The 23,279-nt window shown below is 32.2% G+C and carries 20 protein-coding genes and 1 pseudogene; 3 read left to right on the top strand and 18 right to left on the bottom strand.

Features of this window, described 5'->3' with window-relative positions:
• Positions 1-27 precede the first annotated feature (27 nt).
• Positions 28-1,032, bottom strand: a complete 1,005-nt coding sequence (gene trpS / locus ACY2U7_RS03005) for a tryptophan--tRNA ligase (protein ID WP_461812084.1) — start codon at positions 1,030-1,032, stop codon at positions 28-30.
• 19 nt (positions 1,033-1,051) lie between these two features.
• Complete coding sequence (locus ACY2U7_RS03000) at positions 1,052-1,684, bottom strand: histidine phosphatase family protein (RefSeq protein WP_461815827.1); 633 nt, start codon at positions 1,682-1,684, stop codon at positions 1,052-1,054.
• A gap of 122 nt (positions 1,685-1,806) precedes the next feature.
• Between ACY2U7_RS03000 and ACY2U7_RS02995 the strand changes: the two genes are divergently transcribed.
• Positions 1,807-2,286 carry an S-ribosylhomocysteine lyase gene (locus tag ACY2U7_RS02995; protein ID WP_461812082.1) on the top strand — a complete coding sequence of 160 codons (480 nt, stop codon included), beginning with the start codon at positions 1,807-1,809 and terminating at the stop codon, positions 2,284-2,286.
• Positions 2,287-2,340: 54 nt separating this feature from the next.
• Here ACY2U7_RS02995 and ACY2U7_RS02990 read toward each other — a convergent pair whose 3' ends face one another.
• The 4 genes from ACY2U7_RS02990 to ACY2U7_RS02975 are packed head-to-tail and all read right to left on the bottom strand — an operon-like array spanning position 2,341 to position 6,243.
• Positions 2,341-2,883: a DUF5662 family protein gene (locus tag ACY2U7_RS02990; protein WP_461812081.1), complete on the bottom strand. Its 543-nt coding sequence runs from the start codon at positions 2,881-2,883 to the stop codon at positions 2,341-2,343.
• A gap of 13 nt (positions 2,884-2,896) precedes the next feature.
• On the bottom strand, positions 2,897-3,541 hold the full coding sequence (locus ACY2U7_RS02985) for a TraX family protein (protein WP_461812080.1): 645 nt from the start codon (positions 3,539-3,541) through the stop codon (positions 2,897-2,899).
• A 3-nt stretch (positions 3,542-3,544) separates the two neighbouring features.
• Positions 3,545-5,236, bottom strand: coding sequence for an alpha-amylase family glycosyl hydrolase (locus ACY2U7_RS02980; RefSeq protein ID WP_461812079.1), 1,692 nt, complete (start codon positions 5,234-5,236; stop codon positions 3,545-3,547).
• 17 nt (positions 5,237-5,253) lie between these two features.
• Positions 5,254-6,243 carry a sugar ABC transporter substrate-binding protein gene (locus ACY2U7_RS02975; protein ID WP_461812078.1) on the bottom strand — a complete coding sequence of 330 codons (990 nt, stop codon included), beginning with the start codon at positions 6,241-6,243 and terminating at the stop codon, positions 5,254-5,256.
• Between the two features lie 147 nt (positions 6,244-6,390).
• Here ACY2U7_RS02975 and ACY2U7_RS02970 point away from each other — a divergent pair, with 147 nt between their 5' ends.
• Positions 6,391-6,723 carry a DUF1292 domain-containing protein gene (locus tag ACY2U7_RS02970; protein ID WP_461812077.1) on the top strand — a complete coding sequence of 111 codons (333 nt, stop codon included), beginning with the start codon at positions 6,391-6,393 and terminating at the stop codon, positions 6,721-6,723.
• A gap of 104 nt (positions 6,724-6,827) precedes the next feature.
• Here ACY2U7_RS02970 and ACY2U7_RS02965 read toward each other — a convergent pair whose 3' ends face one another.
• From ACY2U7_RS02965 to ACY2U7_RS02920, 10 genes are all read right to left on the bottom strand, one after another.
• Complete coding sequence (locus tag ACY2U7_RS02965; protein WP_461812076.1) at positions 6,828-8,657, bottom strand: ATP-dependent helicase; 1,830 nt, start codon at positions 8,655-8,657, stop codon at positions 6,828-6,830.
• A 9-nt stretch (positions 8,658-8,666) separates the two neighbouring features.
• Positions 8,667-10,124 (bottom strand): glutamate--tRNA ligase, encoded by a 1,458-nt coding sequence (gene gltX, locus ACY2U7_RS02960; RefSeq protein WP_461812075.1) that lies wholly within the window; start codon positions 10,122-10,124, stop codon positions 8,667-8,669.
• Positions 10,125-10,268: 144 nt separating this feature from the next.
• A complete protein-coding gene (locus ACY2U7_RS02955; protein WP_461812074.1) occupies positions 10,269-11,558 on the bottom strand; it encodes an aspartate aminotransferase type Ic in 1,290 nt (429 codons plus the stop codon).
• A gap of 115 nt (positions 11,559-11,673) precedes the next feature.
• Positions 11,674-12,147, bottom strand: a complete 474-nt coding sequence (locus ACY2U7_RS02950; RefSeq protein ID WP_461812073.1) for a threonine/serine exporter family protein — start codon at positions 12,145-12,147, stop codon at positions 11,674-11,676.
• Positions 12,144-12,932 carry a threonine/serine exporter family protein gene (locus ACY2U7_RS02945; RefSeq protein ID WP_461815826.1) on the bottom strand — a complete coding sequence of 263 codons (789 nt, stop codon included), beginning with the start codon at positions 12,930-12,932 and terminating at the stop codon, positions 12,144-12,146. Before ACY2U7_RS02945 ends, ACY2U7_RS02950 begins: the two co-directional genes overlap by 4 nt.
• A gap of 83 nt (positions 12,933-13,015) precedes the next feature.
• Positions 13,016-14,449: an adenylosuccinate lyase gene (gene purB, locus ACY2U7_RS02940; RefSeq protein ID WP_461815825.1), complete on the bottom strand. Its 1,434-nt coding sequence runs from the start codon at positions 14,447-14,449 to the stop codon at positions 13,016-13,018.
• Positions 14,450-14,468: 19 nt separating this feature from the next.
• The gene (purC, locus tag ACY2U7_RS02935) at positions 14,469-15,176 is read right to left on the bottom strand and encodes a phosphoribosylaminoimidazolesuccinocarboxamide synthase (RefSeq protein ID WP_461812070.1); all 708 of its coding nucleotides are present in this window, start codon (positions 15,174-15,176) and stop codon (positions 14,469-14,471) included.
• A 132-nt stretch (positions 15,177-15,308) separates the two neighbouring features.
• Positions 15,309-16,067: a hypothetical protein gene (locus ACY2U7_RS02930; RefSeq protein WP_461812069.1), complete on the bottom strand. Its 759-nt coding sequence runs from the start codon at positions 16,065-16,067 to the stop codon at positions 15,309-15,311.
• A complete protein-coding gene (locus ACY2U7_RS02925) occupies positions 16,042-17,283 on the bottom strand; it encodes a DUF5716 family protein (RefSeq protein ID WP_461815824.1) in 1,242 nt (413 codons plus the stop codon). The genes ACY2U7_RS02930 and ACY2U7_RS02925 overlap by 26 nt, the downstream gene beginning before the upstream one ends.
• A gap of 17 nt (positions 17,284-17,300) precedes the next feature.
• Entirely contained in the window at positions 17,301-20,564 is a 3,264-nt protein-coding gene (locus tag ACY2U7_RS02920) for a DUF5717 family protein (protein WP_461815823.1), read from the bottom strand.
• 127 nt (positions 20,565-20,691) lie between these two features.
• Between ACY2U7_RS02920 and ACY2U7_RS02915 the strand changes: the two genes are divergently transcribed.
• Positions 20,692-21,786: a pyridoxal phosphate-dependent aminotransferase gene (locus tag ACY2U7_RS02915; RefSeq protein ID WP_461815822.1), complete on the top strand. Its 1,095-nt coding sequence runs from the start codon at positions 20,692-20,694 to the stop codon at positions 21,784-21,786.
• A 36-nt stretch (positions 21,787-21,822) separates the two neighbouring features.
• Here the strand turns inward: ACY2U7_RS02915 and ACY2U7_RS02910 are convergent, their stop codons facing one another.
• Positions 21,823-22,788, bottom strand: a complete 966-nt coding sequence (locus tag ACY2U7_RS02910) for a calcium/sodium antiporter (RefSeq protein WP_461812065.1) — start codon at positions 22,786-22,788, stop codon at positions 21,823-21,825.
• A 297-nt stretch (positions 22,789-23,085) separates the two neighbouring features.
• Positions 23,086-23,277, bottom strand: a pseudogene (locus ACY2U7_RS02905) (alpha/beta-type small acid-soluble spore protein); the annotation flags it as partial.
• Positions 23,278-23,279 lie beyond the last annotated feature (2 nt).

Genomic DNA, 23,279 nt, shown 5'->3' with positions numbered 1-23,279 from the left:
ATTTCAACTGAAATGTCATTTTTACATTTATCTTATTCTATCAGGAAAGCCTACCTTACGTTGTACTTTACGCAAGGTTTTTGTTGCATAGTAATTGGCTTTTTCTGCATTATTTTTAATAATACTATCAATATAAACTTTATCCTTTTCAAGTCTTGCCACTTCATCTTGTAGTGGTTTTAAAACAGAAACTACTACTTCTCCTACTGCTGTTTTAAAATCTCCGTATCCTTTTCCATCAAATTCCCGTACAACCTCATTTGCCGTTTTGTTTGTACAAGCACAATAAATATCAATTAGATTTTTCACTCCTGGTTGTTCATCACGATAAAGAATTTGTGCTTCTGAATCCGTTACAGCACGCTTACATTTTCGCATAATTGTATCCGGATCATCCATTAAATAAATACTTCCATTTGGATTTTCATCGGACTTTGACATTTTCTTTGTTGGATCTTGTAAACTCATAATTTTAGCTCCAACTTTACCTATATATGCTTCTGGAACAGTAAAAACATCTCCATAAATTGAATTAAATCTCTGTGCAATATCTCGTGTCAATTCCAAATGTTGCATCTGATCAATTCCCACTGGCACTACGTCCGCTTGAAACAACAAAATATCCGAAGCCATTAAAACTGGATATGTAAAAAGCCCTGCATTAATATTGTCTGCATGTTTGGCTGATTTATCCTTAAACTGCGTCATTCGGTTTAATTCTCCCATATAAGTATAGCAATTTAAAATCCATGATAATTCTGCATGCCCAGACACATGTGACTGATAATAAATACAATTTTTCTCTGGATCAAGCCCTGCCGCAATATATAAAGTCAACAATGCTCTTGCTCTTTTGCGAAGTATTTGTGGATCTTGTCTTACCGTAATAGAATGCATATCTACAACACTATAAAAACATTCATATTCATCACTTAATGTAATCCAGTTTTTTAACGCTCCAAGATAATTACCTAATGTAAGATTTCCTGTCGCCTGCATTCCACTGAATAATACCTTTTTATCATTAATCATTTTGTTCTCCTCCTTTTTATTACCATTCTGCCACTTCATCTTCATAATAAACTATATTTTCTTTTTCAATTGTCGGAATTCCATTTTCCACATGAATAATTGTTATTGCACAATTTTTATGAACACCATTTCCCCAAAACAATCGCATTGGATTCTTCTTTATTATTCTTAAAATCGCACATAATACCGCTCCATGTACAGACACTAAAATCGTATCATTCTGATAATCTTTATTATTGAGTACATCATCAAGAAAATGCTCTATTCTTTCATTAAATTCACTGAAATTTTCTCCCCCTCTTGTTGCTCTATAGCGCTCAGGTGCATCAAAAAAATTCTTGAATTCCTCATCTGGAATATTAAACTTTTCTCCTTTACAATAAAGCCCCTCATATTCTCCAAAACACATTTCTTCAATTCTTGCATCTTCAATGATCGGAATCTCTCTATCTCCTTTCACAATTAAAGCAGTTTCTCTTGCTCTTTTCAACGGACTTGTAATAACCAAATCAAAAGGAACCTCTTTCAATCCTTCTTTCGTTTTATAAGCTAATTTTCTTCCGAATTCATTCAGGTCAATATCCGATTGTCCCTGCAAACGTTTTTCTTTATTCCAGTCCGTTTCGCCATGCCTCATAATGTACAATTTCATTTTTCTCCCTCCAAACTGTCCATGTGAAAATCGCATTGAATAAATCCATTATATCATATTTTATAGAAAGATTGCATTTTATTTTTTTAATCGCTATAATAAAACTGATTGGAGGAAAAAAAATGGAAAAAATCACAAGTTTTACAATTGATCATTTAAAATTAAAACCTGGAGTTTATGTGTCTCGAAAAGATACTGTAGGCACAGAAATCATTACTACATTCGATTTAAGATTAACAAGCCCAAACGATGAACCTGTAATGAATACTGCAGAAATCCATACAATCGAGCATCTTGCAGCAACATTTTTAAGAAATCATGAAATATTTGGTGAAAAAGTAATTTACTTTGGTCCTATGGGGTGTCGAACAGGATTTTACCTTCTCCTCGCCGGAGATTATCATTCTTCTGACATTCTCCCTCTTCTAAGAGAACTGTTTCAATTTATTGAGAATTTTACTGGAGAAGTACCTGGTGCAAGTGCAAAAGATTGTGGTAACTATTTAGATATGAATCTGCCAATGGCAAATTACTTGGCAAAAAGATACTTAGATAATGTATTGACAAATCCTAAATCCGAACAACTTATTTATCCAAATTAAGTAAAGAAGAGTAAGCAAAATTATCATATGAGGGGTTCCCTCATCATTAATTGTTTACTCTTTTTTATTTAATACTTCTTTTCGAATATAGTCAAATGTAATTTTTTCTCCCTGTTCCGCTAGCATATTCAGAAGAGTTTCGAGTAATTCCTGCGTGTCTTTATGCAACATTTTTCTCACATATTTTGCCCCTTGTTCATAATATTCCAGTGGTTTTCTATCCGTATATTTTTCTCTCATATATGTTTTTGATGCTGCTATTCTATCCATAAACATTTCTACAACATATTTTTTAGGCATAGGCATTCCTACCAATCCTTTTTCTTTTCCAATACCATAGTCAATCCAATATTCGTAATGGTGTTTGTTTCTTCCTTTGTGATGTAACCATGCACTTGAATATCCAATTGCTTCTCGTTCTGCATTATTTGGGCTTCTCGTTCCTTGATAATACTTACAGCCTACCCAAAATTCCGAAAAACTGTATTTGGATAAATCATGCAACAATCCTTGTCTATACAATCCCACTTGAAAACAGTACTTCATAACTAAAACTTTATGGTGTGTAATTGTACAAAAATGTTTCCATGCTTTCATTCCGTCTTCGCTCCTATATTATTATTTTTATCGCCCATATAATCCATAAATGCACTGGATATATAAAATAAAAGAAATATTTATACCCTTTTCCTTTTTTACCATTATATAAGCAAATCGGCAAAAGTGCTAATGCACCAAACATTTGAATATTTCCAAATACAAATACATTAATCACTAAAATACTAACAATTTTTTCTAACAACCGTTCTCTAAAAATAAAAAAGCAAAAAATCATCAAAACGCCCCACGCGCCATAATCTGTTCTAAAGATATCTCCCGCAAGCATAATAAGAAAAACTGTACTAACTTTAGAAAATTTAGAATACTGTTTCTCATAAAAATATAAGAGAATCACTCCTATAAGCAAAGTAAAGAATACATTCTGATGACGTAAATCTAAAACTCTTCCTGTCGTCAACAAATCAAAGGGAATTTCAGAAAAAATTGCAAATACACCTAATCGAAGCATATACTTCAAAATATTACTTGTATGGTAAAAGCCTTCCACAACCAAAAAAGCAAATATAGGAAATGAAATTCTCCCAATAATTCTAAAAATTGTATATTGCGGGAAGAAAAACAATCCCACATGATCAATTATCATGGTAATAACTGCAATTATTTTTAGTTGAAATGAATTTAATCCAATCTTCATCTATTATACCTTCCCTACAAATATCTCTATTGTTCTATCTCCTATCATGACTTTTCTTTGATCATCTAATAATTCCATGCTTTCCAACACTCCCATATCTGTCGAAACAGCCCGATACCACTTTTTCCCATTTTTCAGTGCTGGTAAAGCAAATGAATGTTTCAACCAATGCATATTATAAGCTATGAAACAACTATTTTCACCCATTCCCTCTCCACAATAATAAATTCCTAACTGTCTACTAGAAATTTGAGAAGGAATTTGCCACGCAGCTTCTCCATGATAAGATACATCTGGGATTCCACACGAAACGCTATCTATTCCCTGCAATTCTACTGGTAAATGCAATACTTTGTGTTCTTTTCTAAAACAAATCAATTCTCGCACAAAACACAATAATTCTCGATCCTTTTCTGAATTCCCCCAATTTATCCAACCAATCTCATTATCTTGACAATATACGTTATTATTACCATTCTGTGAATTTCGAAATTCATCTCCTGCCAAAATACAAGGCATACCTTGAGAAGTAAGCAATAAAAGAAAAGCATTTCTAATCTGCTTTTTTCTCAATGCGATAACTGTTTTCTTTCTGCTTGGTCCTTCTGCTCCACAATTCCAACTATAATTATAATCTGGTCCATCTTGATTTTTTTCACCATTTTTTTCATTATGTTTTCCATCATAAGAAACTAAATCTGCAAGCGTAAATCCTGTGTGTGTAGTAATATAATTAAAAATGCCTTCTTCTTTAGAGATATGTCTTGTCCACCACATCACACTTTTAATCATCCCCTCATCACCTTTTAAAAATCGACGCATAGTATTTTGAAAATCATCTTGTTTTTTTAATATTTTCGTATTTTTTAATAGTGGATCTTCTTGTAATTCTTTAAAAGGTGCATGAAACGGATTTACGATAAATCCATCTATATGATATTCTATTTTATAATACCGAATACAATCTATCATCATTTGCTTAGGTACGCTTGGGGTAAACGGTAAATCAAGTATCATCTCTATACCATTTTTATGACATGCTTTTACTAAATCTTTCAATTCGCATACAGCATCTTTCGTAGCTGCATACGAAGATTTTGGAGCAAAATAAAATGCCGGACCATAGCCCCAATAATTCGTATATCTACCTTTTTCTTCAAATTCATATATTGGCATACAATGTATCTGATTGATGCCCATTTTTTTTAAATATGAAAGTTTCTCCTTCACGCCCAAAAACGTTCCACCATGTTTAACTTTCGATGATTTATGTTTTGTAAACCCTCTTACATGAAGGCTATATGCAACCACCTCGTTTTCAGGAATAAGGAGAGGCTCATCCCTCTCCCAATCATATGAATCCATTAGAATTTTCCCTTTTACTAAAGTCGAAGTTTCTCCTAACCACTCTTCTTTTCCTGTAATCGCTTTTGCATATATATCCGTCACAATATTTCCATCTATTTTATAATTGTATTCCCACTGAGCCCAATCCATACCTTTTATTATAATGCTTCTAATCTCTCCAAAAGCACGATTTTCCTGCATCTCAATCTCAAATGTAGGAGTAATCTCGCCTTTTTTATACAATAAAAGGAAACATTCCTTTGCATTTTGTACTGTTGTGGAAAAATTAGCACAATCTTCTTTTACAGTAACACCTAAAGGAAACGGGATCCCTTTACATTGTTTCATATACTTTCCTCTCTTTTCTATTGCCAACCATCCGTTCCATACATTTCAATATTTTCTTTCGTAATCAAATATGTATCCAAAAATGTTTCTTCCTCATACTCTTCACCATTCAACATATTTAAAGCAACTTTTACTGCTGTTTTGCCTAAATTAATAGGTGATTGTGCTGCTGTTCCGGCAATGAGTGTGTTTGGCTTTTCTAATTCTTTTTTCAATTCTGGTGAACCATCCACTCCATAAATCTTAATATCTTTTATTCCAAGTTCATTTGCAGCAATATAAGCTCCTATTGCTGAAGGATCATTTCCACACATTATCGCAGTAATATCGTTGTTCTTTTCTAAAATTTTTTTTGTTTCTTCTCTCGCAAGTGTCAAATCACCTTTAACATTTTTTCTTGCTACAACCTCAAAAGGACTCCCTACTATAGCTTCTTCAAATCCAGTAATTCTTTCATTAATCGAATTCATTGTAGGACATTCTAAAATAACAATTTTACCGCCATTCTTGCATTGTTCAACTAAATCTTTTCCACAAACTGTTCCTGCATTCTTATTATCAGATCCAATATAAGCATCCACATAATCTAGTTTTTCCACTTTTGTGTCTATATTAATAATCTTTACATTAGCCTTCTTCAAAGCTTCCAATGCTGGCGTAATCTCTTTCCAATCCACAGGTGCAAGAAAAATAGCATCTATTCCTTGTTGTATCATTTCATTAATCTGTTCTATCTGTTCAGCAGAACTTAAGTGGGTATCCTTATTCATTCCTATTACTGTATGTCCGCCTTCCTGAAGACTTTCCCAGATAGCATTTGCTAATGTAATATAATACGGATTATCTTTGGCCACACACGAAAAACCAAACTTATATGTAACTTGCGTTTCTTCTTTTTCCGACTTAACTGGGTTATCTTCCTCTGCTCCTACATTTTTCTTACATCCTGCAAGCGCAAAAACACACATAACTACCAATAAAATTAACTTAATTTTTTTTATATTCATAACTGTTATCCCTTTCTTTTACAGTTTTCTTCCATTTCTATTATTTTATTTTATCTCTTTTTGATGTGTTGTCAATAGTTTTTATCCTTGCAATTCTTTGCTCATTCTGTTAGAGTGATTATATCAAATTATAAAGGAGATAAAAATATGAGCGAACATAATTGTAACTGTGGACAAAATGATTGTAATTGCCACGATGAAGAAGTAACTGTAACATTAACATTAGACAACGACGAAGAAGTAGAATGTGTCGTATTAACAATTTACGAGGCAGGCGGAAAGGAATACATTGCTCTTCTTCCTATTGATGAAGATGGAGAAAATGAAGAAGGCGACGTATATCTTTACCGTTATGCAGAAGTAGATGGAGAACCTACATTAGATAACATCGAGGATGATGATGAATATGAAATCGCTGCCGATGCATTTGATGAATGGTTAGATGCTCAAGAATTCGAAGAATTGTCTGACGAAGAGTAATTGTTTTTAGAGGTTTTAAAAAGCCAGGGAGAAGTGATTAATTTTTAACACTTCTCCCTATCTTTTTAGCAAAAAACAAACTTAATTTTCAAAACTTAATAAAATCACTCAAAGAGTAAATCATTCACAAAACGTGATGGCAACATTGCTTTCCCGTTCCGTTCCCTAACATATGAAATATATAATTTTTTCTTTGCTCGCGTCATAGCAACATAAAACATACGTCTCTCCTCTTCCATATCTTCCACAATTTCAGCCTTTTTATAAGGACATATATCTTCATTGGCTTCAATAATAAACACCGTATGAAACTCAAGCCCTTTTGCACTATGCATAGTTAAAAATGTAACTGCATCCTTATTTTTTTCTGTTTGTTTTGATCTGTTTTTTAGTTCTTCTGTATATTTTTCAATATGAGCAAACCAGTCTTCTATTGTTTTATATTCTTTTGCTTTTGTTTGAATATCGTTAGCAATTTCATATAAATCTTCTACTTTTATTTTTCTTGTATATGCATAATCTTTCAAAAAATCATCATATCCTATTTTTTTACGAATATATTGAATAGCAGCATATGGTGTCATATTTTTCATTATACGTAAATCTACATCTAATTGATCTATTCTATCTAACATCCATTCTTTATCACAGTAAAATTTTCTCAAACTTTCAAAAGAAACCTCTGCCTTTTCAACACTACTTCGACTGATATATCGAATAGGACGATTCATTACCTCCAAAAAATCTTTTCTCTCTTTTTTACCAACTGCCATTCTTAAATATGCACAAAAATTTTTTCCAATAAAATGTTCATATAGATTCGGAAGATGTTCTTTCATTTGAAAGGGGAGATTATATTCCATAAATGTTTCTGCCAACATACGCGGTTCCATATTGGTACGAAATAGTACTGCTATTTCTGTAGCTGGAACTCCTCTCTTCATTTCTTCGCGAATTTCATTTAACACATATTGACTTTCTTCTAAAAGATTCCTCACTTCTTGTATATGAATATCTGCTCCTTGTTCATTTGAAGTAATAAGATTCTTCACATACCTATTTCTATTCTTTTGAATAATTTTTTTTGCACCATTTACAATTGCTTTTGTGCAACGATAATTTACATCTAATAACACTTTTTTTGCATTGGGGTAATCTTTTTCAAAACCGAGCATAATTTCTGGTCTTGCCCCTCTAAATTTATAAATCGATTGATCGTCATCTCCAACAATAAATAAATTGTTTTGCGGAAGAGATAGCATACGAATCACATCATATTGCACTTTATTTATATCTTGAAATTCATCAATCAATATATAGCTATATTTCTCTTGCCACTTTTTTAATATATCTGGCCTTTTTACAAATAAGTCATAACACAAAACAAGCATATCGTCAAAATCTAATTTTTTTCTTCGATTTCGCTCTCTTTCATATGTATAATAAATTTCTCTAAATATATTTGGTCTACAGTATGCTGATTGAAATCGAGATATATCTAATTGATTATTCTTGATACAACTTATTTCTCCTTTAATTCCTTCCAAAAAATCATTTTCATCATCTATTTCCACCTCTACATGTTCTAATATTTCTTTTAAAAGACGAGTTTTCTCTTCTTCCGAGAAAATATTATCTGCTGACAGTTTATATGCCCACTTTAATATACCATAATAAATACCATGAAAAGTTCCAAAAGTAACAGGAAAATATCTTCCTTGCATTAATTTTTTAAATCTTTCACGCATTTCATTTGTTGCTGCCTTAGTAAAAGTAATGACCAGAATTTCTTCTGGTCTTACTTTTCGTTTCTGAATTAAATATTCTATTCTTTTCGTAATAACAAGTGTTTTTCCTGATCCAGGACCAGCCAAAACTAACATGGGACCATTATGATGTGTAATCGCGTCTATTTGTGCTTTATTAAATCCCATACTTTCTCCTTACTTACTTAGCAACTCAATACCTTTTCGAATACGTCTTAATGATTCTTCTTTTCCTAAAATTTCCATGATTTCTGTCGCACCACCTGGAGTGTTTTGCTTTCCTGATACAGCTGTTCTTACAGGCCACATCGCATATCCATTTTTGCAACCTTTTTCTTCTACATACTTCTTTAAAACCGCATATAAGGCATCATTACTATAATCTTCCTGTGCTTCAAACAATGGAAGAATTTCTTTCAATACTTCCAAAGAAGTTTCCTCATTCGTTTTCATCTTTTTATGCGTATACATTGCTATATCATATTCTGGTAATTCTTCAAAGAAATCAATATGTTCTTTAATATCTGGGAAAATTTCAATTCTTGTCTTCACAAGAGTTGCAATTTTCTTTAAATCATAATCTTTCGTCACCGTCTCTTGAATATATGGTTTTGCCAATTCAAAGAATTTTTCAAAATCCATTGCTTTCAAATACTCTCCATTCATCCATTTTAATTTTACAGTATCAAATACTGCTGGAGATTTACTCATATGATGGTAATCAAATGCTTTTACCAATTCTTCTAATGAAAAAATTTCTCGATTATCTGTAGGACTCCATCCTAATAACGCAACATAATTTACAATGGCCTCTGTTAAATATCCTTGTTCCACTAAATCTTCATACGAAGAATGTCCACAGCGTTTACTTAATTTTTTATGGCTTTCGTCTGTAATAAGTGGACAGTGTACATATGTTGGTACTTCCCACCCGAACGCTTCATATAAACGATTATATTTAGGTGCTGAAGATAAATATTCATTTCCACGTACAACATGTGTAATTCCTTGCAAATGATCATCTACCACATTTGCAAAATTATATGTTGGAAATCCATCGGATTTAATTAAAATCATATCATCTAATTCTTCATTCGGAACTGTAATATCCCCATAAATATCATCATGAAATGTTGTTGTTCCTTCCGTTGGCATATTGATACGGATAACATAAGGTTTTCCATCTGCAAGATTCTTTTCTACTTCTTCTTTACTCAAATGCAAGCAATGTTTGTCATAAACAACAATTTCCGTCCCACTTTCTGCGACTGTACTCTTTAATGATTCCAATCTTTCTTTATCACAAAAACAATAATATGCATCTCCTTGCTCTACTAACTGTTTTGCATATTTCAAATACAATCCTGATGCATTACGTTCGCTTTGTACATATGGTCCATATCCGCCGTCTTTATCTGGACCTTCATCATGAATAAGTCCTGTTTTTTCCAATGTTCTATATATAATATCAATTGCACCCTCTACATAACGTTCTTGATCTGTATCCTCTATACGAAGAAGAAAATCTCCATCTTCATGTTTTGCAATTAAATACGCATACAATGCTGTTCTCAAATTTCCAACATGCATCCTTCCTGTAGGACTTGGTGCAAATCTCGTTCTTACTTTACTCATTTTCAACTCTCCTATTCTATGTACTCTGTTTTCTATTATATATAGGAAGCAGAGAATTGACAAGGTTATTTAACAATCTTCTTTTTCAACTATAAAAAGATAGCTATAAGTATCCATCTTATTGCTATCTTTTTATATACATATTTATTTCTTTTCTTTTAACAATTTATCAATACTTACAAGTTTTACACTTAAAACAAATATTTCCGCTGCTATTTTCAATTCATCTGGAGTCGGATAAGATGGGGCAATACGAATATTGCTGTCTTTTGGATCTTTCCCATATGGAAAGGTAGCTCCTGCTGGAGTCATAATCACTCCCGCTTCTTTTGCTTTACTCACAATTGCTTTTGCACACCCTTCCATAGCATCAAAAGAAATAAAATATCCTCCTCTAGGTGCGAGCCATGATCCAATTTCAAGGCCCCCTAATTCTTTTTCAAGAACACTTAAAACTGTTTCAAATTTAGGTCTTAAAATATCTGCATGTAATTTCATATGTTCAACCATACCATGAATATCTTTATAAAATCTTGCATGACGCAATTGATTTAATTTATCATGTCCAATTGTTTGAATAGTCATCTGCTTACGAATTGCAACAAGATTAGCATCCGATGCTGCAATCGCTGATACACCCGACCCTGGAAAACTCACTTTTGATGTAGAACAAAATTTATATACCATATCTGGATTACCTTCTTTTTTGCACTCCATTAAAATTTCAATTAAATAATCCTGCTTGTCTTCATATAAATGATGAATTCCATATGCATTATCCCAATAAATTCGAAAATCTTTTGCTGCTGGTTTTAATTTTGCAAAACGATGCACTGTCTCATCAGAATAAGTAATTCCTTGTGGATTAGAGTATTTCGGAACACACCAAATCCCTTTAATTGCCTCATCTTCACTGACAAGTTTTTCAACCAAATCCATATCTGGTCCATTTTCAGTCATTGGAATATTAATCATTTCAATTCCAAAATGCTCTGTAATTGCAAAATGTCTATCATACCCTGGAACAGGACATAAAAATTTCACTTTGTCTAACTTACACCAAGGTGTACTTCCCATCACTCCATGTGTCATAGATCGTGCAATTGTATCATACATCACATTCAAACTAGAGTTGCCAAAAATGACAATATTATCTTTTGGTACTTCCATCATATCAGCAAGTAACTGTTTTGCTTCCTGAATACCGTCTAAAACCCCATAATTTCTACAATCTACACCTTCCTGGCATTTTAAGTCAGACTTACTATTTAATACATCCATCATTCCCATTGCCAAGTCAAGTTGTGCAGCTGAAGGTTTCCCACGAGACATATCTAATTTTAGACCCTTTGCCTTCACTTCAGAAAATTGTTCCTCTAATTGAATTTTCAAATTCAAAAGTTCTTCTTTACTTAATTCGCTATACGATACCATCACAGACCTCCTATTTTGTTATTACTAGTATTTTATATTCTTTTTGACTTTTAGTCAATCATTTCTTTCATTTTTCTTTTGTTTTTTGTTCTGTATAGGTATTTTATGCAATTTTTTATTTTCTTTTATTCATTTTTCTTTTTGTATAGGACAACGAATTTTGCTTAATTCCATTTTTCATAAAAAATTTAAAAATAGTATCCATAATAAAAATCGCCAGTGCAATGACTCCCGCAATTTTTAAGGTTTCCGTAAAATAATGTGAATACATCTCACTATTTCCCATAATCATATAGTATGCTATGCGATACATTCCCGCCCCTGGTACAGTAGGAATGATTCCTGCAATTAAAAAAATGGTAACAGGAGTTTTCATCATTCTGGCAAACAAATGCGAAATCAACGTAACTGTTAATGCTGAAAAGAAAGACGCGAACACTATTCCTGTTCCCATTTTATCGCTAAACAAATATATTGACCATCCGATTGCTGCAACGATTCCTGCGAGTACTAAATATTTTTTTGGAATTTCAAGTAAAATGGAAAATCCAAAAATAGCAATAAATGCTCCTATAATTTGCAATATCATAAAACTGTCCTCCCAATAAATTTACTGCCAAATAGCATCATTCCAATCCCTACTCCTAACGCTATTGATGCTGCCTTAATGAATGCTTCTAGCATCCTTGATCCTCCGGTAATATAGTCACCTTGCAAAGTATCTCTTACCGCATTTGTTATTGCCACTCCAGGAACAAGTGGCATAATAGCACTAATAATAATTGTATCCATATTTATGGGAACAGGAAGATATGCTTTAAGAAGCACAGAAAACACGGTGATCACCATTGATGATATAGCATCCATTACAAAATCATGCACTTCTAACTTTCTACCAACTTCCATTGAAATTCCAAGTATAGCACCAACTATAGCTGAAGCCCAAATATCATTCACCTTTCCTCCAAACATCATCGTAAATCCGATTACCGCTATAACTGTAGCAAAAAAATGATATAAAGGCGACGTAAACTCTTTATATCTCCCTGATGCAATATGCTTTAATTCTTTATATGCTTCTTCAGCTGTGACCTCTCCACTACAGAGTTTTCTAGAAACTTCATTCACTCGCATAACTCTATTTAGATTTGTTCCCCTATCTGTCACTCTCTTTATAAGCGTAGATGGTTTTTGTCCTTCCTTTTTTAAAGATGCCATAATCCCTGTCATCATCACTAGCACTTCTTTCTGTTCTGCATCAGCGTTCTTTAAAATATGGCTCATCGTATCTTCCACCCGATACGTTTCCGCTCCACTACATAACATAATTTCGCCTGCTAGCATTGCTGTTTCCATTAGTTGTTCATCTTTCATCTTCTGTCTACTCCTTATTCATGAAAACTTTTTATGTATTTAAAAATAGAATGTGCATAGCACATTCTATTTTTACTTTACTATTATACATTAATCTCAGCTTTCATGCCAAGTATATTTTTATTTTCTTCTAACATAGGATTTACTACATTTTTTAAGAAAGCCTCTACCTGTTCTTTTGAACGTCCTACATATTTAGAAGGATCCATCGTTTTTTGTAAATCTTCTAAAGTTAAATTAAATGCTGCATCTGCTGCAATTAATTCCAACAAATTATTATCTAATCCTTTTTCTTTTACATTTCTTCCAGCTTCCATTGAAAGCTCACGAATTCTTTCATGAAGTTCTTGTCTATCTCCACCCGCTTTTACAGCATCCATCATAATATTTTCTGTGGCCATAAATGGAAGTTCTGACATTAAACGTTTTTCAATAACTTTCGGATACACAACAAGACCATCTACAACATTTAAGCAAAGATCTAAAATTCCATCTATTGCCAAAAATCCTTCTGGTACACTTAAGCGTTTATTAGCAGAATCATCTAAAGTTCTTTCAAACCACTGCGTTGCCGATGTAATGGCCGGATTCATTGCATCTACCATAACATAACGTGCCAATGAAGCAATACGCTCACTTCTCATTGGATTTCTCTTATATGCCATTGCCGATGAGCCAATTTGTGTTTTCTCAAAAGGCTCTTCTACTTCTTTCAAATGTTGTAAAAGTCGAATATCATTTGACATTTTATGAGCACTCGCTGCAATTCCAGCAAGAATATTGACAACTCTTGTATCAACTTTTCTTGAATATGTCTGTCCGGAAACTGCATAGCATTGTTCAAATCCCATTTTTTTTGCAATCATCGGATCAATCTTATCAATAATTTCTTGATCACCATCAAATAGTTCAAGGAAACTTGCTTGAGTTCCTGTAGTTCCTTTCGAACCTAACAATTTAAGATTAGCTAGTACATAATCTAAATCTTCCAAATCAAGCATAAATTCTTGCAACCAAAGTGTTGCCCTTTTCCCAACTGTTGTAGGTTGTGCTGGTTGAAAATGCGTAAAAGCCAATGTAGGAAGTTCTTTATATTGTTCTGCAAACTTAGCAAGTTCCGCAATAACATTAACTAATTTTTTCTTCACTAATTTCAATGCTTCTGCCATGATAATAATATCCGTATTATCACCTACATAACACGAAGTTGCACCAAGATGTATAATACCTTTAGCTTTTGGACACTGTTGTCCATAAGCATATACATGTGACATTACATCATGTCGAACAAGTTTTTCTCTTTCTTTTGCAACATCATAGTTAATGTTATCCACATTTGCTTTTAATTCTTCGATCTGTTCTTCAGTAATATTTAATCCAAGTTCACGTTCTGTTTCGGCGAGTGCAATCCACAATTTTCTCCATGTTTTAAATTTCATATCTGGAGAAAAAATATATTGCATTTCTTTACTCGCATAACGTTCTGATAATGGGCTCTGATATCTATGTGTACTCATTCTGTAATCTCCTTCAAAATTAGATTCCTAAACGTTTAAATACTTCATTATATGCTTCTTCTACATTTCCCATATCACGACGGAAACGATCTTTATCTAATTTTTCATTTGTATGTACATCCCATAATCTACAAGTATCTGGTGAGATTTCATCTGCAAGAATAATTGTACCATCTTTCAAACGACCAAATTCAATCTTAAAATCGATTAATTTCATATCTGCTTGAAGGAAATATGCTTTCAATACTTCATTTACTTTTCTTGTATATGTTTTAATAGTATCAATCTCTTCTTGTGTTGCAAGTCCAAGTGCCAAAGCATAATCATCATTAATAAATGGATCACCTAAATCATCATTTTTATAACTAAATTCAAGGATTGGACAAAGAAGTTCTTTTCCTTCTTCTACACCCATTCTCTTAGAAAAACTTCCTGCTGCTACATTACGAACAATAACTTCAAGCGGAACAATATCTACTTTCTTAACTGCCGTTTCACGATCACTTAATTCTTCAACTAAATGTGTAGGAACCCCTTCTTTTTCCATTAACTTAAACACATGGTTTGTCATACGGTTATTTACAACACCTTTTCCCACAATAGTTCCCTTTTTCTCTCCGTTAAAAGCAGTTGCATCATCCTTGTAGTCTACAATAACAACATCTGGATCATCTGTCATAAATACTTTCTTCGCTTTTCCTTCATATAACTGCTCTAATTTCTTCATACGTTTACACCAATCCTTTTCTTGATTTTTAACTTGTTTACACGAAAAGTATAATACAAGGCAAATAGAAATGCAACCTTTCCACCTGCCTTATATGCCCTGACTATCATTATTTATTATAAATCAAATTCATTAGTTAAACTTATATACCTGTTTATATGAATCAAGTATATTCTTTGGATTTTCAATACAAATTTGCGCTTTTTTCGCCTCTTCTTTCTCTACGAGAAATCTATCTGCATCTTTAAACATCTTATTATCCGCTAAAAGTTTTTCATATTCTTCATTATCCATATAGCAATGACAACAATATAAATATGCATATAACATAGATTTTTCTTCGCATATTTGAAATGCTGACAAAAATCTATCACTTGCTTCTTGGTATAAAAAAATTCTTCCATAGGCAGTTCCGAGACATCCGTATACTTTCCCGTAAAACTGAGAAGATACCGATTCATCATTTTCTTGCAAAAGAGAAAGATAAATTCTAATTGCCTCTTCTATTTCTCCAATTTTCAAAAGACTATCCGCTTTGTATTTTTTCTTTTCGATTTCTTTCTGATTTTTAAATCGATTCAATCTTCCCTCAATAGTACTAATTTCTTTTGCTGTATATATATTACTATCTCGTAAAATATATAATACAAATTGTTCCATAGAACTATTTGACTTCAAACAATCATTCAATTGTTTCGCAAGATTTTCTTTCTCCAATTCTTCCTCAATCCATTTACACAAGTTTTTATTAATCAATGTCTCATCTACTAAATATAGAAAATTACAAATATAGTAACAAAGTTCCTCTAATGTATAGATCTTTTTATGTACTCGCGTAATTTCATATGGTTGTTTTGCTTTTTTTCTATGACAAAGAATTAAACTTCCCATTTCGTCCTCCTAACTTTATCACTGTTTGCGTATGAAATCCTGATGAAGCAAAAAAATTACCAAATCCAATATCTTTCCATGTAATCACACATGTTTGTTCATCTCGGAAAATAATATTTACTTGCAAACGAAATGTATATTTTTCTCTGTTTGAAAGATTTCCAAGCGGTACATTCACAAATCTAATTGAATTTTCTAGTAAAGATTCAATGCGAAGTTCTATATCATCTGTGTTTTCCAAAAGTATTTCAAATTGTCTATCATTTTCATACCATTTTGTTCCCCATTGTACAATTGGATACCACATGTCTCTTCCATTTATTCTAAATTTCAAACAAATCTGTTCCATTAATTTTGTTTGATCTAAATAAATAAGGTTACTTCTTTTCCCGTTCGTCTTATATTGTACACTATAATACGCACCCTTACTATATAAATTGTCCCCTTGAAATACTCTTCTTCCATTACAAAGCGTTCTTAAAGAATTCGGATACCATTTTTTTTCAAATTCATCCCCTATTAGAAAGACAGAAGAAATTAATCTTCTATGAAAAATATTTTTAATAAAACGGTTAAAATATTCATCTGCTTTCTTTTGTTCCTCTTCATTGTTCGGTGGATATATTATAGAAAGTTCTTCCCAATCTACATTTGCAACCTCATCTACAACTATAAATGTATCTTGTTTATTTTCACACTTCATATGTAACTTCTTTAACATATACGTTTGCACACCATTTCCATCACACTGAAAAAGCGCTGATTCATATTGCCATAATTCTTTCTGTTGATAAAACATATAATAGCAAAAACTTTCTTTATTATCTTGTACATACACGTTTTCTTTAGACACACCTAATTTCTGTCCAACACTTTTTAAAAGATGTACAATGTCCTCATCTATATACGGAAGAGTAAATGCGATGGCATCTATATTTTGAAATCGTTTCAAAACAAGTTGAATATATAAAGATAGTAACCAAACCCCCTCATATGTCTTTTCCGCTACCTGAATTAATTCATGTTTCATCGCAAGAGACAACAAGTCATAAATTCCCTCTTCCTCTTCTTCTCCAAATATCCATTCTTGTTCCTTTTTTCTAATAACAAGCGGAATTCGCTCTATTGTCTTCGGTTCTTGTTGTTCTGCATCACCATAACTTATTTGGCAAGTATGATGATTTAACTCCACTCCAATCACATATCCCCTTTGCATCTTTCTCCCTCTTTCTTCTAATATATTTCGAATAATTCTTCTGCCATCTTTTCTTCCAAACAGTATTGAAAAAGTTCTTTTTCCAGCTTCTCCCTCTCCATTTTATTCATAGCATTTAAACGTCCGTATTTTCCAATCGGTTCCACTTTTTTTCGCTGTCTGCATTCTCCCTTTTCTTCGTAGATTATAGTTTCTCCCTTTTCTTCTTGAAAACTATATGATAAACTTTCTCCTTCAAAAAGAACAAATTCTTTTACATAAATATTCGCATAGGTAGGTTGAAGTTCTTCTACAATAGTATCTCTTCCTATTTTATATAATAATTTCACTTTTCCAGCTTTTTTCGCTTTATATTGAATCATAATTTTATCGTGAAGCAGAACTTCCTGTAACCATTTTTCTTTATACTCCAAATAAAACGGAAAAATAAGTTGTTGTTCACAAAGTTCCTGTAAAAATAGTTTTAATCTATCTTCCCATTCTTTTGGATAAGAATGTCTTGCATAAAATTTTATTACCGCAATTTTACATACTATTGGAAGTTCATTTCCTTTTTCATATTCATTTAAAATCACTTCTATAATTTCTTTTTTAATTTCTCTTGATTTTACAATATATTCATTCGAAATATACGATAAATATGCTTGTTTTAAATGAGAACATTTGCTTTCCTTACAATAATCCATGAAAAATTTTTCTTCATTAAACATCGTTTCCGTATATAACATCTGTGTAATAATTCTTTCTGCAAGTGTATCACTTTTAACTCCATATTCTTTTGCAATATTCCAAACTTTTTTCATGTCTTTTGTCGCACCACAATAATATTTTGCCAAATAAAGAAGTGTCATATTGTCGTATACTCCTCTATTTAAAAGAGAAAAACAGAGATAAGTAAGGTAATCATTTTCCTTGTTTTCTTCCCGAATACATTTACTACATAAACGGAAAACTTTTTCTTCCCCAAAATAATCAACACCGTATTTTTTTACATTTTCAAACGTCAATTTTTCTTTACTTTCTTCCACGCCTGTTTCAAGTAAATCTTCTTTATCCTTATACATTTCTACAAACTGTGTCTCAAAACAAAGCCTTGTAAGTTCATATTGAATAGAATCTGCATAAAATTTTCCATCATCTGCTTCCCATACAATTCGTGACGTTTTATGATATAATAAAATTTTCGCTCCTTCTTTTCCATAAGCAACACGCTGACTGATTGTGCCATTTTTCTCAAGAACGAGCACATATTTCATATGGGATGCATTTGTCTTCACTAGATATATATGAGAAATATCATAAATAGCTTTCATTCTCTCCATATTTAAATTTGGTTCATTACAGAAATACTTATATAATAATCTGAGATTTTCGTTAATTCTTCTTTTTTCAAGTTGCTTCCACGAAAACCTTTCCATTTGTTCAAAATAGTTTAAAAATAATCTGCTTTTCTTATCCTCATATGTTAATATATTCGCATATAAAAATGCTGTATTTTTATAATCCAAAGAACTTCCATGCACAAAATATAGCCATACAGTTCTTGGGAATGCTTTGTTCATCCTATCTTTATCAGCAGACATTACATAATATTCATACAATTTTGCAATTCTAAGACCTGCTGTCACCGCTCTATCATACCAAACAAAATACTTATTTTCTTTCTTATCTCCTTTGATAAGTAATGTACAGATCGCATTTAAAATCATTTTTTCAGGATACAAACAATAAGAACGGGATAATATCTGATATAAATTTTCTTTATAAGTTTTTTCCTGGCTGGCAAGATTCGCTGTATACAGCGCCAATTCTTTTGTAATCATGCGGTATTTTGTGGCAAAATCTAATACTTTCATCTCGAATTGCCCTATTTTTTTCAACAAACTACTTTTTTCTTGAAAACAAAGATACGCCTCAATGTATAAAGGAATTTGATTCGCCCCTTCTGAAAACTGCTTTTGTAATACACGAATTTTCTCACTATAATTACGATACTTCAAATCTACATTCAACAACATGCATAACAATTGCCAAGATGTAGGATGTTTTTCATAAGCTTTATTTAATTCTTCTGTAACCTTTTTAATATAACTCTCATCTTTTGCTAGAAGTCCTGTTAGAAACAAATAATACGAACCCAGTTCTGTCTTTTTTCCAATAGCAAAACGATTGTAATTATAATTTTCTAAAAGCCATTTCCCTTCTTCTTTACATCCACCTCTTAAATATACATGTGCCATAAGCAATTCATAAAATTCGTTATCCGGTGCTATTTCCTGTAATTTTTTTACAAGTTCTACTGCTTGTTTTGTCCACTGTTTTATTTCCAAGTTACCCGAAACACACGCCATGTAACTTTTTAAAAGACAGCCAAACATTAACTTTTCTTCTCCATGTTTTTCAGTATGAATTGATTGTTGGCGTACTGTTACTGGATATTCCATTGTTTCAAAAGGAGTTTCTACTATAATTTTCCCATAATTATATCCTGCATGCAATTTTTCTACATTAACTATATACTCCAAATAATAATCATTACCAATAAAATCTTCTGTTGTAATCTGATTTTTTTCAACACTTAAAAACTCTCCAACCACAAAAATTTTCACTGGCAAATATCCCCAAGTGTTTTTTGTCAAAACGATTGTTTCCTTAGTTGTTTCTGAATAATAAGAGAGTATCGCCTCTTCTTCCTGAAAAAGCAAATAAATCCTTTCTTTTTGTTTACTTGAAACTAAAAATTCTTCTAAAGCCTGTTTATCTAGAGACCATTTTCTCATATTACTATAAAGGGCTACTATTCTTTCTTCTTCATATTTCAATAATTCAGAAAATTTTTTTGAACGAAATAAATTCCAAGCTTCAACATAATCTATTTCAGCAAGTTCTTTAAATTCTCTAAGTGTTTGCACCTTTCCATATTCCGTTATGACAAATGGTTTTTCTACCACTGCAGTGTATGCTATATCATACTCTCCTCCATCGCAAACCACGGTGAATTTTCCTTTTTCCACATCTCCAGGTTTCATTCCACTTCCATCAAAGGTATAATTCACTTCCACTGGATTCCCTTGAAATCCTTGATTTTTTAATTGTATACGAAAAGAAGACGGATAAATTAATCCTCGAATCTCCTCGTCTTTTCTATTTTTCAACGTAAAACTTCCTTGATAAATTTCCCCTTCACTAATTTGCATTATAATGTGGGTTTCCGAAAATTGTACGTCTGGCTGTATTACTTCAAAATCTCCTTTTGAAATTCTCTTAATTTTATTCTTCATGCTATCCACCTGCTACTCATTTGTTTCTTGCATTGCATTTCATCAATTTCACGCTATAATAAATTATTATAGCATTATTATTTCATTTATGGCAAGTTTTTATATGAATCAGAAAGGTGGTCTTTATATGAATAAAATACCTCAATTCCATGGAAGTGATTTAGAGGCGGTCGCTGAATATTTTCATCTTCCACAAGAAGAAATTATTTGTTTTGGAGCAAATGTAAATCCTCTTGGCTTATCTTCCAATGTCAAAAATAAATTGGCTCAGAATCTTGATATTATTTCTTCTTATCCTGATAGAGATTATGCTTCCTTGAAAAAGAAAATTGCTTCCTACTGTCATGTTTCTTCACAAGACATTGTTGTCGGAAATGGGTGTACAGAATTAATTTCTCTTTTTATCCAAGTTTTAAACCCCAAAAAAGTCTTACTTCCTATTCCTAGTTATTCTGAATACGAAAAAGAAATTTCACTTATTGGAGGTAAAATAGAATATTTTCCTCTTCCTGCGGAAAATAATTTTTCTTTTTCTTTATCTAATTTATATACATCATTGGAGAAAGATATTGATTTATTTATTTTGTGCAACCCAAACAATCCAACTTCTACTACTTTGTATGTGGAACAACTAAAGAATATTTTGTCCTTTTGTAAAAAAAGAAATATTTTTGTTATTATTGACGAAACATATATAGAATTTGTAGACAATATTACGGAAACCACTGCCACGCCATTAATAAGTCTTTTCGACAATCTAATTGTACTCCGTGGTGTTTCTAAATTTTTTGCAGCACCGGGTTTACGGTTTGGGTATGGAATTACTGGAAATTCCACTCTTCTTGAAAAATTAAATAAAATTAAAAACCCTTGGAGTTTAAATAGTATAGGCGCTTATGCGGGAGAACTTCTTCTTTCCGATACTGATTACATACAAAAAACGCATTCTCTGATTTCTTCTGAAAGAAAACGTATTTGTAAAAGGCTCCACACTTTTCCTTTTATACGTGTGTATGAACCTACAGCAAACTTTATTTTGCTAAAACTCTGTAAAAATAATCTTACTTCAAATGATGTATTTGTCCATGCAATTAAAAATGGACTAATGATTCGTGACTGTTCTACATTTACCGGATTAGATGGGGAATTTATTCGCTTTTGCATTATGAATCCAGCGGACAATGACCGACTCCTCAACTGTCTAGAAGAAATATGTAATTGAACACAAAAAACCAGCCACTAATGTGACTGGTTTCCTTTATCTAACAAACAAATATACCATATACGCCATATAAGTTGCTACCATTGTTCCTCCCATCGCTCTAGACACCTTTTGTTTTTTGCAAATTGGAATGAAAAATATAATTGAAACTACAATTAAAATGGCAATATCATATAGATATGTATTTGCAACAGCCATTGGAAGAATCGTTCCTGAAACACCTAAAATAAAAAAGATATTAAAAATATTCGAACCTATAACATTTCCAAGCGAAATATCGCTTTCTCCTTTTCTTGCAGCCACAATAGACGTAACAAGTTCAGGAAGAGATGTTCCGAAAGCAACTATTGTTAAACCAATGAAAGCTTCACTTAATCCAAATGCTCTAGCAATTTCTTTTGCTCCATCTACAACCATATTCCCACCAATAATAATTCCTGCCAAACCAATAATGCATATGAAAATACTTTTTCCGAGAGTATATTGAACTTCTATTTTTTCTTCGTTCTCTTTATGTTCAGCTCTTCCTTTCAATCCCTCTCGTATAGCAAGATACATAAAAATAGTAAAACCAATCAATAGAATAACTCCATCTGCTCTACTAAGTTCCATACTTGTCTTTCCAAACAATGTATCCATAGCAAGAACTCCAAGCAATACTGCTCCAATAAGTGCAATTGGGTAATCTTTCTTAATCATGCTCTTCTTTACATGCAATGGATAAATAAATGCACTCACCCCTACCACAATCAACAAATTAAAAAGATTTGAACCAACAACATTTCCAACAGCAATATCGTTACTTCCTTTCATAGCTGCTGATATACTAACCGCAAGTTCCGGAGCACTTGTTCCAAAAGCAACAATCGTAAGTCCAATAACTATAGCTGGTATATGTAACTGTTTTGCGATGGCTGAGGCTCCATCAACAAAAAAATCTGCCCCTTTTACTAATAAAACGAATCCAACTATTAAGCAGATCAACGCAACAAACATATTCATTTTTTCTTCTCCTTTTCTTCATAAAAAGTTGCCTAAAAAATATAATATCACTCTCACTATTTTTTTACAACAAGAAAAAGTACATAAAACAATATGCACCTCCCTCAAAAAGTTATACTAAAAATCTAACGATTGAGAGGTCGGTATTTTTATGGAAAAATATATTCAAAAGAACGGGGTACAGAATATATGTATACTTCTTTTGGTAACGCATATAGCCTAAATTCAAAATGTTATCCTATAATCATATTCAATTATCCTTGCGTGATTTGCAACTGATCTTAAATTTCGTTTGAACTCTTTGTGTCCTTCAGCGACTATTACATTAACCATATACCCACCAACAGAACCATTCTGTCTTGATGTGAGATCTCCATTGTAACCATCAGTCAATGGAACTCCAAGTTCACTCGCTACCTCATATTTAAATTTGTCTAATGCTGTTTTTGCTTCAGGTACAGCAGCCTTGTTTGATGAACGACTTGTCATGA

The organism is Faecalimonas sp. (genome assembly GCA_029264305.1).
Classification (GTDB): domain Bacteria; phylum Bacillota; class Clostridia; order Lachnospirales; family Lachnospiraceae; genus Faecalimonas.
The sequence above is the reverse complement of the archived record's forward strand: the minus strand, read 5'-3'. Positions and strand labels throughout refer to the sequence as shown.